This is a genomic window from Akkermansia biwaensis (genome assembly GCF_026072915.1).
Lineage (GTDB): Bacteria > Verrucomicrobiota > Verrucomicrobiia > Verrucomicrobiales > Akkermansiaceae > Akkermansia > Akkermansia biwaensis.
In genome coordinates, this window is the sequence record NZ_AP025943.1 from 2,190,258 (window position 1) to 2,204,036 (window position 13,779).

A 13,779-nucleotide genomic window follows, 5' to 3' on the forward strand; every position below is an offset into this window, starting at 1 on the left:
ATTTGAGCAGTTTATAGTCCTTATGACATTTGCGGTTCAAAAACCCCTCTGCCTGGTTTCCGCTCTGTTTGCCGGGCTTATACTCTCCTCCTGCTCCTCCTCCCAACGCCAAGTCGAAGCCCCTGCGCGCCTCCCCGCCTACAGCTTCGTTCCCGGGAAGACGGCCGTTCTCCACAACGGGAAAGCCATTCCTCCCAGGAATGCTCCCGTCCAGGTAAAACGGGCCATCGCAGCCGCCAATTCCCTGGTCAACAAACCCTACCGGATGGGCGGCGGCCACAGGAAGCACTATGATACTCATTACGACTGTTCCGGAAGCACCTCTTTTGTCCTGAAGGAAGCCGGCCTCCTGACTTCCACCCGCCATTCCAAGCTGTTCCTGAATTACGGGCAGAAAGGGACCGGGGACTGGATCTCCGTTTATGCCAAGGACGGGCACGTTTTCCTGGTCATCTGCGGCCTCCGGTTTGACACTTCCGGCAGCGGCAGGCGTGGCGAAGGCCCCCGCTGGAGGGTGGACGGCCGGAACACCAGGAACTTCCTGGTGCGCCATCCCACTGGGCTTTAACCCGTCCTCTGCGGTTTCAGGCCGTGTTTTTTGTGTATGTTCGCACGGGCTTTCTTGATCAATGAAGCCTGATGTGCTATCAGGTGTGAGGACGTTGATAGTTCCTTGACTTTCATGGCTAAGACAAAAATTCACGTAGGGCTTGAAATAGGCACGAGCAAAACCTGCATGGTCGTGGGCGAAGTGAAGCCGGACGCGACCGTGACGATCATCGGCGTGGGTGAAGTTCCTAGCGAGGGGGTGGTGCGCGGAGAAATAGAAGACACCTCCAAGGTCATCCAGTGCGTTTACGACGCCTGGAACATGGCCCAGGACCATGCGGACGTGGACATCATGACCGTTTACCTTTCTGTGACGGGCGCCCACATCGTGGGACAGAACAACCGCGGCACCTTCCGCCTGCCTCCGGATGAGAGCATCATCTCCCAGGAGCACATGGACGAGGTGACGGAAATCGCCCGCGACGTAGCCCTGGGACCGGAACAATTCGTCCTGCACCGCGTGCCGGGCCTCTTCTCCGTGGACGGGCAGGAAAACCTGACCAATCCCGCCGGGCTGACCGGAAGGACGCTGGACATTGACTGCCACATCATCCACGGCATCAAATCCCGCATCACCAACTCCTTCCGCTGCGTCAGGGAAGTTCCCCTGGACATTGCGGACGTGGTCTTTGCGCCCATCGCTACGGCCCAGTTCGTGCTCAACAGGCAGGTGAAGCAGGCGGGCGCGCTCCTGATAGACATGGGGGCGGGCACCACGGACTATGTGCTGTATCTGGACGGCCAGCTCGTGGCCTCCGGCTGCGTGCCGCTGGGCGGGGACCATATCTCCAACGACATCACCCTGATGACCGGCATCCCCCTGCCGCAGGCGGAACTGCTGAAAAAAACGGAGGGTGACGCCAACAGCTTCTCCGGGAAAACCAATGAAATGGTGCGCGTGCGCGGGGAAGGCGGCATGAAGGACGCCGCGGTTGAACGCAACGTGCTCAATGAAATCATCCGTTCCCGCCTGCTGGAAATCTTCAATCTGGTCAAATCCTCCCTGCCCAAGGACACCTTCAAGGGCAACCGCTGCCACGGAGTCTATCTGTGCGGAGGCGCCAGCCTCATGCGCGGCGTAGGGGAACTCGCCTCCCACGTATTCGGCGTGGCGATCAGCCGTCCCACGCTGTCCAAAAACGGAGCCCCCTCCTACCTGGACGATCCGCGGTACTGCACGGCCATCGGCCTGATCCGCTACGCCCAGATTCTGGACGCGGAACTGCCGCCGCAGCGGAGCTGGCTGGGCCGCCTCTTCGGCCTCTTCTCCAAGGAACGTTCCTGACACCCCCCACCCCTATCACCATGCTGGACTTTTCTACACGGGAACCGACCGCGCGGTCCGGAAAAACCTGCCTCTTCGGCGCAGGTTCCGCAGGCACCAAGGTCATGGAGGAAGTGCTGGCCCTGGCGCCGCAGACCTCCTCCGTATGCGCCATGAATCTGGACGCACGCCTGCTGAACGCCTCCTCCGTCCCCTGCAAGATTCATCTGGGCGCCAGAATCACCCGGGGGCTGGGATCGGGCGGGGACGCCTCCGTGGGCGCCCAGGCGGCGCGGGAAAGTGAATCCGCCATCCTGCGGGCCCTGGAAGGCTGCGACCTGGCCGTCATCGCCGCCGGGCTTGGCGGCGGTACGGGGTCCGGCGTGGCTCCGGAAGTCGCGCGGCTTGCCAAGGAACAGGGCGCCTATGTCGTCAGCGTCGTTATCCGTCCTTTCGGCTTTGAGGGGGAACGCCGTTCCGCCCTTGCGGATGAAGCGCTGGCCCGGCTGGCCCTGTACTCGGACATGGTGCTGCGCTTTGACAACGACGCCATGGAAAGCCTGATTGATTCCGACAAGGGAGTGCTGGAAGCCTTCTCCGTCGTCAACGCCCTCATGGCGCGCGCCGTGCTGATCGTACCCTCCCTTCTCGACTCCTCCGGGAGCCTGCTCCAGGTCGGTCTGGACGACCTGCTGTGCGTGGCCGGAGCGGGGAAAGGCATCTGCTCCTTCGGTGTGGGGGAATCTTCCGTGAACGCCCCTGTGGAGGAAATACTGGCGCAGGTGAAAAATTCCCCCCTCTTTCTGGAAAAGCGCCTGAGTGCGGTGGACGATGTTCTGGTGCTGGTCCGCGGCGGAGCTTCCCTGACCCTCCAGCGTCTGGAAATGCTGGTGAACGGCATGGCGGAAATGCTGGGCGGTTCCGTGCGCCTCCATATCGGCGCGAGCGTGGCGGACGGCATGGATGACCGTCTGGCATTGACCGTACTGGGTGTTGTGCCGGCGGAAAAAACGGCGTCCCGCCCCGTTCCGCCCCTGAAGCCGGAAACGGCGGCGCCTGTGGAACCGGAATTGGTTCCGGAGGAAAGTCTTTTTGCCGGGGCCGGGAAAACCATCCAGCCTTCTTTTCCCGCGGCGATGCCGGAACCCGAACCGGAGCGGCCCATTCCCTCCGTCAAGAGCAATGAGCACGAACTGGAAGAAGAACTGGTGCCGGTAAGGCCGGTCCTCCCGGCGCCGGGTGCCGTCCCGCCGCCGGAAAGCACCCTGGCGGAGGAAAAAGGCGGGACGGATGAAAAGCCGGAGGAAGAACCGGAACCCGCTCCCGACATCAAGGGGCTGGAGGAAGGCGCTTCCCCCGCGGAGGGCGAGGAAGAACGCGCCGGGCACGGCTTGTTCGCCCGCGTGCGCCCCCTCATTCTGGACGGGGAAGACCTGGACCTTCCCCCGGCGCTGAGAAAAAGGAAACCGGATCAGAACTGATGCCTTCTCCCCGTGCGTCCAGGCTGTGGTTTTGGGCGATAATTCTCGCCTCCCTCCTGTATGTGGCTCTGCTCAGTTGGTGGAGCCCGTTCACGTCCGATACGTACCACCATGCCCTCACGGGGATGGAACACCGTTTTTCCTTCACTCTGGTTTGGGAACGCTGTGTGGACTCATACATGACCTGGAATCCCCGGATAGGGGAATATCTGGCATTTGCGGTGGCGACGGCCGGCAAATGGCTCTTTATCTTGCTCAATCCCCTGGTGCAGGTCGGTCTGGCGCTGATGATGTTCTACCTGGCCGCCGGGCGGAGGGTGAATCCCCGCTTCTCGCCGGACGTGCGGCTGTTCGGACTGGGCCTACTCCTGCTGTTCACCTGTACGGCCCGTCCCGGCGTTACCATTTACTGGCTCTCCGGGGCAACCAACTATTCCTGGGCCGCCGCCCTGTGGCTGGGATTCCTGTGCCTGTACCGCGGTCTGGCGGAAACGGAAAACCAAGCGCCGTCCGGCTGGCGCAGGTGGGCGGCCGTGCTGGTTCTGGGATTCCTGGCGGGCATGACCAATGAAAACAACATCCCCGGGACGTGGCTCCTGCTGGGAATCTTGTTCCTCTTCGTCCGCGTGGTCCGGAGGAAAAAACTGCCGCTGTGGTTTTATGGAGGACTTGCGGCGCACGTGGCGGGTTCGTGCTGCATACTGTTCGCCCCCGGAGTCTCGGCCCGGATGAACTCCGCCGCGCCCGGCTGCGCCGTGCCTCTCTCCGGCATTCCGGACAGGCTGGAATCCGTTCCCGTCCTGCTTGCCAGAATGCATGAATACCTGGCGCTTCCCCTCTTGCTGGGCCTGGCTGCGGCCTGGGTACTGTGGAAACATTCCGGCAGGGACCGGAAGGCATTTCTTCCGTGGAGAACGGAAATGGGAACGGCAGCGGCCTGTATAATGACGGCATATGCCATGGCGCTCTCCTTCTGTGCCGCCGTGATTCCGGCGGACCATGCCATGTTCTCTGCAACCGTGTTGTTCGGTACGGGCGTCATGGCACTGATCCATGTCTGGTACGGCCTTCCCGGCGCTGTTCCCCGTCCGCGGATATTCATTGTCTTCTTTCTGGTCTTCTCCAGCGCATGCGTTGCCTCCACGCTGTACGACCACCTGCTGATGTATCGCCAGCACCGGGAACGCGTCAACATGATTCTGGAACAAAAAAAAGCTGGAATCCGGGACCTTTCCGTTCCTCCCTTCGTCCGTCCATCGCCCTGGTGTTCCTTCATCTTCTGGGTGGACTTGTCCGAATCGCCGGAGGACTATGTTAACCGTGGCGCGGCCTCCTACTATGGAATCCGGAGTATCAGGACAAAATAAAAGGGGAATAACTTCCTGCTTGTCCTCCTTTCTTCCGGTTGTTTTTCCCTGCGGCAGGGTACGGGTTGTGGAGCGTGGAAATGCGTGGGCCGCCCGGATGGAAACGGCCTGAAACTGGGAGGAAAAGAAAAAATGAAATACGGAAGCTGAATGGAAAATATCCCGTTGGGGGAAGCGCGGATGTGGAAAAAGTCAAATTGAGAGGCTGGTGGAGAGGCAAGGAAAGGCGGATTTACATCCGGCAGGAAAAAAGACTTTATGGAAACGGCATTGCTTTTTGGCGGGAAACAGGTAGGCCGTGGAAGAACAAAACCTTCAGCCGGAATTCGGCCATGAGGAAACAAACGGTTGAATGGACTGGACAGCAAGGCGGAATACTTGGACGGAATCTTTGTGCAGAAACTATCGCGAACATAATCACGTCAGGGAAATGCGGTTTTCTTCTTTCTGCTGTCCGCTCTGATGGATATTCCAACGCTTGCCCAAACGGTTTAGTCGCACCTCATGTGAGGTGCGACCAACAGCTTTTGGGTAAACCATTTTCCGTGGATGGTTTCAATCCACGCACCTCGTGTGAGGTGCGACCGTCGTGTCGGCAGCCCTGTACCCGTCAGCCTCAGTTTCAATCCACGCACCTCGTGTGAGGTGCGACCCCAGGCGTCAAACAAACGCTTCTCCTTCCTGCTGTTTCAATCCACGCACCTCGTGTGAGGTGCGACCCAGCAACACCCCTCCATTCTTCGCAATCTCCACGTTTCAATCCACGCACCTCGTGTGAGGTGCGACGCAACACGGCTCTCCAGGTAGCGTCCGGGTCCTCGTTTCAATCCACGCACCTCGTGTGAGGTGCGACGAACTTCTCGCGGGTCTTCTCGCTCATGTCCGACAGTTTCAATCCACGCACCTCGTGTGAGGTGCGACTGCCAAGGTGTACGGTGATGCCAAGGTGTCCGGGTTTCAATCCACGCACCTCGTGTGAGGTGCGACGCATCCAGGAGGGCCGCCACGTCCTCCGGATTATGTTTCAATCCACGCACCTCGTGTGAGGTGCGACGGCAGGGGAGGTATCCGGCTGATGTTCAGGTGGGCAGAGGATGTTTTGCGCCAACCTGTTTATCAGTGGGATATTTCCAACCCGCCGTTTATTGTTTCCATGATGTCAATATGCAGTCCTCAATAACTTGCAGCAATCGCCGGTGTCCCGGGAATTTTCTGTGAGCTTGAGGTTGGCGCTGTCCGGCAGAAGGGAGGTGAGCATGTTCCTTCTTTCTGCCCTGGCATTCCAAGGTGGAAGGGAGTTTATCCGGAAAGCTCAAGCGCGTCCAGTTTCCTTTCCGGTGAACAGGGAAGGAATGTTCTTTCCTTTAATCCATCGGGATCTGGTAGGAAGGGAGTTTCTTGAATTCGTCGCTTTGCGGGCCCTTGTCCGTGGTGCCGTTGTTGGGGGCGGCGTAGGTGTCCAGCGTCATGGAGTCCGGATGGATGGTCAGGATGTAGTAGGCCGTGATGCCGGAACGGTACTGGAGGGTCTTGACCCGGGATTTTGTGGGCAGCAGCAGCGGCAGAGGCAGCACCTTGTTCCCGGCGGGGGCGCAGATGAGGGAGGTCAGCCTGTGCTTCCTGTCCGGGGAGGTGATCGTGTAGAGGTCGTGGGCGTGCAGGTGTCCCGTGACGACAAAGCGCACGCCGGCTTCCCGGAGGTTGCGGTAAAAGATGTTCTGCTGTTCGGTGGCGCTGTCGTTGTAGCGGCCCCACAGGCATTCCCGGAATTGCATGGGCGTTTGCAGGGTCCGGTGAGTGAACACCAGGCAATGGCGGGGGACGGAGTTCGCCTTGCTCCTGTTTCTCTTGATCCACGCGCTGAAGTCTACAAGCTGGGCTGGAGTCAGGTCGATGTCCATGAAGTACAGGGAGGCATTCTTGTGGCGGATGCCGTAGTTGAGCTTTCTGGTCGCCAGTCCTTTGGCCCCCTGTTTGCGGGTGGGCATGAAGAGTTCGCGAAATTGAACGGCGCGCCCGGGAATGGCTTCGTGGTTGCCGCGCAGGGCGTAGAAGGGAATGCCTTTTTCCTCCAACATTTTGTTGAGTTCCTTGCGTTTGGCAAGTCCCTTGACGGGCGCGCTTCCCTGAACGTCCGCCATGTCGCCCACCTGGATGACCATGTCCACCTGGTGCTTCAGGATTTCTCCGTAGAGGGTCTTGATGAAGTTGACGGCCACGCCTTCGCTTCCTTCCATGCGCGGGGGCGCGTCGTGCGTATCTCCGATGATGGCGATTTTCCAAGGTTCTTCCGCCCACGCAATTTGAAGCAGAAAGATGAAGAACAGGGCAATGAATCTCATGGCTTCCCCATTATTGACAGGGATCTTCCTTCATGCCAGAAAAAAATCCCGGATGCGTCCTGCGGGTTCCATTCCCGTTCCTTTTGGAAAAGGAGGCGGCAAATCCCGTTTTCTTCCCTATCCGGCATGGGAAAAGGGAAGGGGGGCCGCATCCGGATATCATCCTGTGGAGCGCCTCGGCTATGAACTGGGCTGAAAAAACAATGGACGTCGCGGTTCCTCTGTCTGCACCAGTCGTCATATTGGGGGCCACGGTCCCCAGGAGCCGGGGCAGGCGCGGCGGGTTCCGGGAGAGGGCAGGAAGCCCGGTCTTTTTCCCGGCTCGGAATGAAGTCCCAGGCAGCATTGCAAAGACTCGGTCACGAAAACAGTACGTCATGGAAAAGGGAATAAAAAGGACCGTCCCTGCCGTGAGGCGGAACGGTCCTGAAAAGAGGAAGAAACCGGGAGACGGAGGGAGTTACTGGACTTGCAGGTTTTTCGCCTGTTCTTCCGTGAGTTCGATGCAGTGCCAGGGCAGGCCGCGCTTGTTGAGCTCCTCCATGAACGGATCCGGATCGTTCTGCTCCATGTTGAAGACTCCGGCACCGGACCATTTGCCTGTGAGGATCATTTCCGCGCCGATCATGGCGGGAACTCCCGTGGTGTAGGAGATGGCCTGGGAGCCTACTTCCTCAAAGCATTTTTCGTGGTCGCAAATGTTGTAGATGTACACGGCCTTGAATTTGCCGTCCTTGACGCCGGTGATGACGTTGCCGATGCAGGTTTTTCCCTTGGTCGTCTTGCCAAGGTCTCCGGGGTCCGGCAGCACGGCTTTCAGGAATTGCAGCGGAATGATTTCCACGCCGTTGTACGTGACCGGGTCAATGCGGGTCATGCCCACGTTCTGCAGCACTTCCAGGTGCTTGAGGTAGTTCGGGGAGAAGGACATCCAGAATTGCGCCCGGCGGATGGTCGGGATGTGCTTGACCAGGCTTTCCATTTCTTCATGGTACATGCGGTAGATTTCATAGGTGCCCACTTCCTGCGGGCAGTTGAAGCTCTGGTGCATGCTCATGGCGGGCGTTTCCCGGAAGGCTCCGTTTTCCCAGTGGCGGCAGGGGGCCGTCACTTCGCGGATGTTGATTTCCGGGTTGAAATTGGTGGCGAAGGCTTTGCCGTGGTCGCCTCCGTTGACGTCGATGATGTCCAGCGTGTGGATCTCATCAAAATGGTGTTTGAGCGCCCAGGCCGTGAAGACGTTGGTCACGCCCGGATCAAATCCGGAGCCGAGCAGGGCGAAGAGCCCGGCCTTGCGGAATTTGTCCTGATAGGCCCACTGCCAGGAGTATTCGAACTTGGCGACGTCCCGGGGCTCGTAATTGGCGGTGTCCAGATAGTTGACGCCCGTTTCCAGGCAGGCGTCCATCAGCGCCAGGTCCTGGTAGGGAAGCGCCACATTGATGAGCAATTGCGGTTTTACCTCGCGGATCAGGGCCGCGGTGGCGTCCACGTCGTCGGCATTCACGGCGTGCGTGGTGATGCTGATGCCCGTTCTGGCGCGCACATCTTCCGCAATGGCGTCGCATTTGCTTTTCGTACGGGATGCCAGATGAATGTTTTGAAAGATGTCCGGCAGTTGCGCGCATTTATTGGCTACCACATGGCCTACGCCGCCTGCTCCGATGATTAAAACCGTATTCATAACAGGTCCAGTACATAAGGGAAAAGAGGCCGAAAGGCAATCCCGGAATTGGTGCAATAGTGTCACTCCTTCCATGTTGCCGGGAGAGCCGGTTCCAATGAAAGCCGTCTTTTGCCTTACAAGGTGGCGGATGTGGCATTTTGGATATTTTCCAAAAATGATTGGTATGAAGATTGACAGACGGCAGGCGCCGTCTTAATGTGAAATCCTGGCCATGATCAGACAAATTCTGCCGATAATTGCCGCCGCCTGCATGGCGCCCTGCCTTGCCGCAGAGGGGTGGCTGACCGATATGGACGCCGCCAGGAAGGAAGCCGCCGAACGGAAGAAGAATCTGATGATCGAGTTCACCGGCTCCGACTGGTGCGCTCCCTGCATGCAGCTCCGAGCCAATGTACTCACCAAGCCGGATTTCCAGCAAGAGGCCAGGAAAAACTTCGTGCTGCTGGAGCTGGATTATCCGCGCAGGAAGAAACAGTCCGCTGAAGTGAAGGCGGCCAACCGGAAGCTTGCCGAACAGTACGGCGTGACGAGTTTCCCGACCATAGTGTTTGCGGATGCTTCCGGCAAGCCCTTCGGCGGCTTTGTGGGCGGAAGGCCCAGGGAAGACGTGATGAAAGCCATGCAGGACGCCTTGAAGAACAAGGAGGCTCTCCAGATGGTGGAAGCTGAGGTTGCGAAGGCTTCCACGGATGAAGCCAGGGCCGTGGCCCTGATGGAAGTGTTCAAGCTGGCTCCCAGGGATTATGTGGACAATTTCTACGGTGACGTGAAAGCGGAAATCAAGAAGCTGGACAAGGACGACAAGTCCGGTCTGAAGGCTGCGGACATCCGTGCCGCCCGGCTCCAGAAGGAACGGAAGGACGTGCAGGATTACCTGACCGGCAAGATGACGGCCAAGACTCCCTCCGCTGAGTCTCTCCAAGCGATCAGGGCTTATCCCGACCGTACAAGCTTCTTCCGGAACCCCGGCAGGATTTAATGATGGAGGAGTTCCGCGCCTACCTGGATTCCACCGGTGACGTGGACGGCGCCGTATTGATGTTGGACAAGGTGGTGGAGCTGGCTCCCGATACGGAAACCGGACGGTACGCTTCTCTCTTCAAAATTGGAATCCTTGCCAACAAGGACCGTGTCAAGGCCCGGGTTGACGCGGACAGAAAGAAGCAGGACAAATAATTGTTTTCTTTTCCCGCTCCGGAAGATTGCCCCGCAACGTCCGCGTTCCTGCGGGTTTTTGCTATGGGGTGCGGTGTGCATGCCTCCCGATTCTTTCTTGCGGAAAATGAAGGAAATAGCCTGTGGATGGGGGCCTGGATTGTCCTGAAAACAGGAGATACGCCGGAAAGGTATGGCATTGGATTGCCGCAGGGGCTGTTCCGGAGGAAAGAGAAGGATGGCGTTTGATGGCCGTATTTGGCCCGTCTGTCATTTTAACCGGATATGATGCGCCATTTTGGATGTTTTCTAAAAATGATTGAACGGGAGATTGACGGCGCGTGTCCGACCCTTCAATATTAATTGTAGCTATGATTAGACAAATTCTGCCAATAGTTGTTGCCGCCTGCATCGCACCCTGCTTTGCCGCGGAGGGGTGGCTGACCGATATGGACGCCGCCAAGAAGGAAGCTGCCGAACAGAAGAAGGACCTGATGATCGAGTTCACCGGCTCCGACTGGTGCCCGCCCTGCATGCAGCTCCGCGCCAATGTGTTCAGCAAGCCTGATTTCCAGAAGGAGGCCCAGAAGAACTTTGTGCTGCTGGAGCTGGATTATCCGCGCAGCAAGGAACAGTCCGCTGAAGTGAAGGCGGCCAACCAGAAGCTTGCCGAACAGTACGGCGTGACGGGTTTCCCGACCGTGGTGTTTGCGGATGCTTCCGGCAAGCCCTTCGGCGGCTTTGTGGGCGGAAGGCCCAGGGAAGACGTGATGAAAGCCATGCAGGACGCCCTGAAGAACAAGGAAGCCCTTCAGGCGGCGGAAGCCAACGTTGCGAAGGCTTCCACGGATGAAGCCAAGGTTGCCGCGCTGATGGAAGTGCTCAAGCTGGCTCCCAAGGATTATGTGGATAATTTCTACGGTGACGTGAAGGCGGAAATCAAGAAGCTGGACAAGGACGACAAGTCCGGCCTGAAGGCTGCGGACGCCCACGCCGACCAGCTCAAGAAAGAACAGAAGGAAGTGCAGGATTACCTGGCCGGCAAGATGACGGCCAATACCACGCCCGCCGAAGCCCTTCAGGTGGTCAAGTCCTATCCCAACCGTGACAAGCTCCTTCCGGAAACCCAGCAGGAATTGCTGATGATGGAATTCGGCACTTTCCTGAATTCCACCGGTGATGTGGACGGCGCCGTGCTGATCCTGGACAAGGTCGCGGAATTGAAGCCGGGTACGGAAGCGGGCCAGCAGGCTCCCCGCATCAAGGCCGGAATTCTTGCCAACAAGGACCGGATCAAGGCCCAGATTGAAGCTGCCAAAAAGGCTCAGAACAAGTAAGCTGACACTGCTTTTTCCCTCCTGATACGGAGGACTGCCCCGCAACGGCCCGCATGGCCCTTGCGGGGTTTTTCATGCCTGCAGAAGCCGCTTTGCGGGAACAAGGCGGAAGAAACCGGTCATGTTGCGGGAATATTGCCCCTTCCGTTGCTTTGACCGTTCCTCGCAGGAGATGGAAAGCGGGACGGAAGGCGCCCCCATGAGTCTCCGGGAAGAATAAAAGCCGGCCCCGGATGATACCGGGACCGGCCTGCTGCCTTGTCTGTTTTCTGATGAAAAAGAGCGGTTATTGAAGCTTGATGACGGTATCCCACTTGTCCCAGGACATGCCTGCGGGGAGCGTGATTTTGTACTGGCCGTCTTCTTTTTCCAGCTTGGCTTCCTTTCCGTTGAACGTCCCGTCCGCGATTACGGTCGCCTTGGTAAATTTCTCGCCGATATCCTTGATGAGCAGAGGTTCGGAACCTTTCAGCTCTTTTCCTTTCTGCGCAATCAGGGGACTGACGTGAAGGTAAACGGTTTTTTTGCCGTTGCGGTTTGTTTTGTAGCAGCTTCCGCCCCAGGGCATGTTTTTGTAGGGGCCGCCGCGCGTGCCGTAGATAGCCTCACGGTAGGGGGCGATCCACTTGCCCATGGCCAGGAAGGTGTTCGCCTGTTCGGGGACGAAGGTGCCCAGCGGCGTCGGCCCGATGTTGTAGAGCAGGTTTCCGTCCTTGACTGTGTTGTTGATGAGGAATTTGATGGATTCTTCCACGGGCTTGACTTTGGCCTTGGAGGTGTAGGACCAGTTGCCCGTCCAGCGGGTGCCGGGAATGTCGGCCACGGTCATGCAGCTCTCCCATGGGGTTTTGTCGTTGAACGGCCCCAGCTTGCATTCCGGAGTCAGGAAATCGCCTTTCAGGTCTTCCGCCAGGGGGCCCTTGTTGCCGCCCCTGGTGCCGTTCATGCGGTTGTTGATCAGAATGTCGGGCTGGTATTGCTTGATGCGGCGGATCATGGTGCGGGGGTCCCACTGATTGAGGGAGCTGCTGCCCAGGCTGTCGAACCAGAGGATGTCCACCTGCCCGTAGCGGGTGAGCAGTTCGCTGATTTGGCCGAAGTAATATTCCAGATAGCGGTAGTGCTGGTTGGTCAGGTAGTAGGGATTGTACCAGTCCCGCCCGGAGTAGTAGAAGCCCAGTTTAAGTCCGGCCGCGTGCACCGCCGCCGCAAACTGTCCCACGATGTCCTTGCCGTAGGGGGTATTGGCGATGGTGAACGTATCGTAGGCGGAGGGGAAGTTGCTGAAACTGTCGTGGTGCTTGCTCGTCAGCACTGCATATTTCATGCCGCTTTTCCTGGCGACGGACATCCATTTTTTGGGGTCGTACTGTTTGGGGTTGAAACGGCGGTAGGTGGAATCGTATTCGAAGTCCATGACGTTCTTCTTGCCGCTGTTGCTGTCAAAGGGGCGGGCGGCATTGCGTTCCCAGCTGATTTCCCGTTCCAGCAGGGAGGAAGGGTTCCAGTGGATGAACATGCCGAATTTGGCGTCGCGGAACCACTGAATCTGTTCGTCATTGGCCTTGAAGTCGAAGAGTCGGTTAATGGCTTCATTGACCAGGTCGCGGTCCCTGACCGGGGAGAAGATGTCCTTCTCCGGAGTGAAGATCACCAGGCCCTCGGCCATGGGTTGAAGCCGGAAATTGGGCACGGGGGCTTTTTCCTTGTCTCCCTGCCAGAGGTTGAGTTTCAGCGCCCTGGCTGCGTTGCCTATTTCGTAGGCTTTCTGGCCTCCCGCTTCCTCCATGATTTCGTCCGGAAGTTCCTTCTTGAAAACGGCTTGAACAAAAGGCTGGTTTATATAGATTTTCCCGTTTTCCCGGAAGGGCCGGATATCTTCCGGGAGGGGTACCCGTTCGTTGTTGACCATGGCGTAGGGGGAGCCGTGGAGCTTGCCGGTTTCCACGGTGAAATAGACGGCATCCCTGAGTTTTTCCGACAGTTCCTTCTGAAGGGCGTCCACGTTTTCCTGGTAGGTATTGGCGGGATCGAAGCGGTTATTAATGCTTTCCGCCTGCTTTTCCGTGATCACCGGGCCTATCCACGGACTGGCAATGGCGTCTTTCGTGCCGCTGCCCACGATGATGCGGAAGTACTGGCCCGCGTCCTTGTCCGTCAGCGTGTAGGATTCCTTGTCCTTTCCCTGCTGGACAAGAACGGGTTTGCCGTTTCTCGAATCGCTTTTTTCCCAGCGGATGACGGGGCTGGCAGGTTCGTCGTCCAGGGTGCTGTAGCGGCTTTCCAGCGTGGTTCCCGTTATTTCTTCCCCATCGATCCAGGCCCTGAGCCAGGGAGCCGTGTCCGCCGCCGCCGCCATGGAGGCGCCTGCAAGCAGGGCCAGGAGGCAAAACAGATGATGTTTGAATTGAAACATGGAAAAATGGTAGGGAAGTATTCGGGGGAAAGCCAGTTTGGAGTGCTGGCGACCAGGAAAAGACCAGAATCACGGCAGTCCGCAAAGTGAATTTCTTTCAGGTGAAATCTTGCGCGGAAAG

At 58.3% G+C, this 13,779-nt stretch carries 10 protein-coding genes and 1 CRISPR repeat array; of the genes, 7 read left to right on the forward strand and 3 right to left on the reverse strand.

From position 1 onward, the window contains the following. The first annotated feature begins 22 nt into the window (after positions 1-22). From OQH67_RS09030 to OQH67_RS09045, 4 genes are all read left to right on the forward strand, one after another. A complete protein-coding gene (locus OQH67_RS09030) occupies positions 23-568 on the forward strand; it encodes a hypothetical protein (RefSeq protein ID WP_067573751.1) in 546 nt (181 codons plus the stop codon). A gap of 114 nt (positions 569-682) precedes the next feature. Continuing rightward, positions 683-1,894, forward strand: a complete 1,212-nt coding sequence (gene ftsA, locus OQH67_RS09035; RefSeq protein WP_130084567.1) for a cell division protein FtsA — start codon at positions 683-685, stop codon at positions 1,892-1,894. Between the two features lie 20 nt (positions 1,895-1,914). Beyond that, positions 1,915-3,354, forward strand: a complete 1,440-nt coding sequence (locus OQH67_RS09040) for a cell division protein FtsZ (protein ID WP_215436130.1) — start codon at positions 1,915-1,917, stop codon at positions 3,352-3,354. Next, entirely contained in the window at positions 3,354-4,721 is a 1,368-nt protein-coding gene (locus tag OQH67_RS09045) for a DUF6056 family protein (protein ID WP_215436127.1), read from the forward strand. The genes OQH67_RS09040 and OQH67_RS09045 overlap by 1 nt, the downstream gene beginning before the upstream one ends. Before the next feature lie 552 nt (positions 4,722-5,273). After that, positions 5,274-5,775: a CRISPR direct-repeat array (repeat unit 33 nt; unit sequence GTTTCAATCCACGCACCTCGTGTGAGGTGCGAC). A 310-nt stretch (positions 5,776-6,085) separates the two neighbouring features. Here OQH67_RS09045 and OQH67_RS09050 read toward each other — a convergent pair. Together OQH67_RS09050 and OQH67_RS09055 are read right to left on the reverse strand one after the other, a co-directional pair. Continuing rightward, a complete protein-coding gene (locus tag OQH67_RS09050; protein ID WP_215436124.1) occupies positions 6,086-7,063 on the reverse strand; it encodes a metallophosphoesterase family protein in 978 nt (325 codons plus the stop codon). A gap of 460 nt (positions 7,064-7,523) precedes the next feature. Next, positions 7,524-8,747, reverse strand: a complete 1,224-nt coding sequence (locus OQH67_RS09055) for a saccharopine dehydrogenase family protein (protein ID WP_215436114.1) — start codon at positions 8,745-8,747, stop codon at positions 7,524-7,526. A gap of 214 nt (positions 8,748-8,961) precedes the next feature. On the opposite strand from OQH67_RS09055, the gene OQH67_RS09060 reads away from it, so the two are divergent. The 3 genes from OQH67_RS09060 (at position 8,962) to OQH67_RS09070 (ending at position 11,242) form a co-directional block, all read left to right on the forward strand. Then, on the forward strand, positions 8,962-9,729 hold the full coding sequence (locus OQH67_RS09060) for a thioredoxin family protein (protein WP_215436112.1): 768 nt from the start codon (positions 8,962-8,964) through the stop codon (positions 9,727-9,729). Continuing rightward, the gene (locus tag OQH67_RS09065) at positions 9,729-9,926 is read left to right on the forward strand and encodes a hypothetical protein (RefSeq protein WP_215436110.1); all 198 of its coding nucleotides are present in this window, start codon (positions 9,729-9,731) and stop codon (positions 9,924-9,926) included. Before OQH67_RS09060 ends, OQH67_RS09065 begins: the two co-directional genes overlap by 1 nt. A 350-nt stretch (positions 9,927-10,276) precedes the next feature. Then, complete coding sequence (locus tag OQH67_RS09070; RefSeq protein ID WP_082780688.1) at positions 10,277-11,242, forward strand: thioredoxin family protein; 966 nt, start codon at positions 10,277-10,279, stop codon at positions 11,240-11,242. A gap of 286 nt (positions 11,243-11,528) precedes the next feature. Here OQH67_RS09070 and OQH67_RS09075 read toward each other — a convergent pair whose 3' ends face one another. Beyond that, positions 11,529-13,658 (reverse strand): alpha-L-fucosidase, encoded by a 2,130-nt coding sequence (locus OQH67_RS09075; protein ID WP_215436108.1) that lies wholly within the window; start codon positions 13,656-13,658, stop codon positions 11,529-11,531. Positions 13,659-13,779 lie beyond the last annotated feature (121 nt).

Coding starts and splice junctions, on each gene's coding strand:
- OQH67_RS09030 (WP_067573751.1), top strand. CDS start 23: ATGACATTTGCGGTTCAAAAACCCCTCTGCCTGGTTTCCGCTCTGTTT.
- ftsA (WP_130084567.1), top strand. CDS start 683: ATGGCTAAGACAAAAATTCACGTAGGGCTTGAAATAGGCACGAGCAAA.
- OQH67_RS09040 (WP_215436130.1), top strand. CDS start 1,915: ATGCTGGACTTTTCTACACGGGAACCGACCGCGCGGTCCGGAAAAACC.
- OQH67_RS09045 (WP_215436127.1), top strand. CDS start 3,354: ATGCCTTCTCCCCGTGCGTCCAGGCTGTGGTTTTGGGCGATAATTCTC.
- OQH67_RS09050 (WP_215436124.1), bottom strand. CDS start 7,063: ATGAGATTCATTGCCCTGTTCTTCATCTTTCTGCTTCAAATTGCGTGG.
- OQH67_RS09055 (WP_215436114.1), bottom strand. CDS start 8,747: ATGAATACGGTTTTAATCATCGGAGCAGGCGGCGTAGGCCATGTGGTA.
- OQH67_RS09060 (WP_215436112.1), top strand. CDS start 8,962: ATGATCAGACAAATTCTGCCGATAATTGCCGCCGCCTGCATGGCGCCC.
- OQH67_RS09065 (WP_215436110.1), top strand. CDS start 9,729: ATGATGGAGGAGTTCCGCGCCTACCTGGATTCCACCGGTGACGTGGAC.
- OQH67_RS09070 (WP_082780688.1), top strand. CDS start 10,277: ATGATTAGACAAATTCTGCCAATAGTTGTTGCCGCCTGCATCGCACCC.
- OQH67_RS09075 (WP_215436108.1), bottom strand. CDS start 13,658: ATGTTTCAATTCAAACATCATCTGTTTTGCCTCCTGGCCCTGCTTGCA.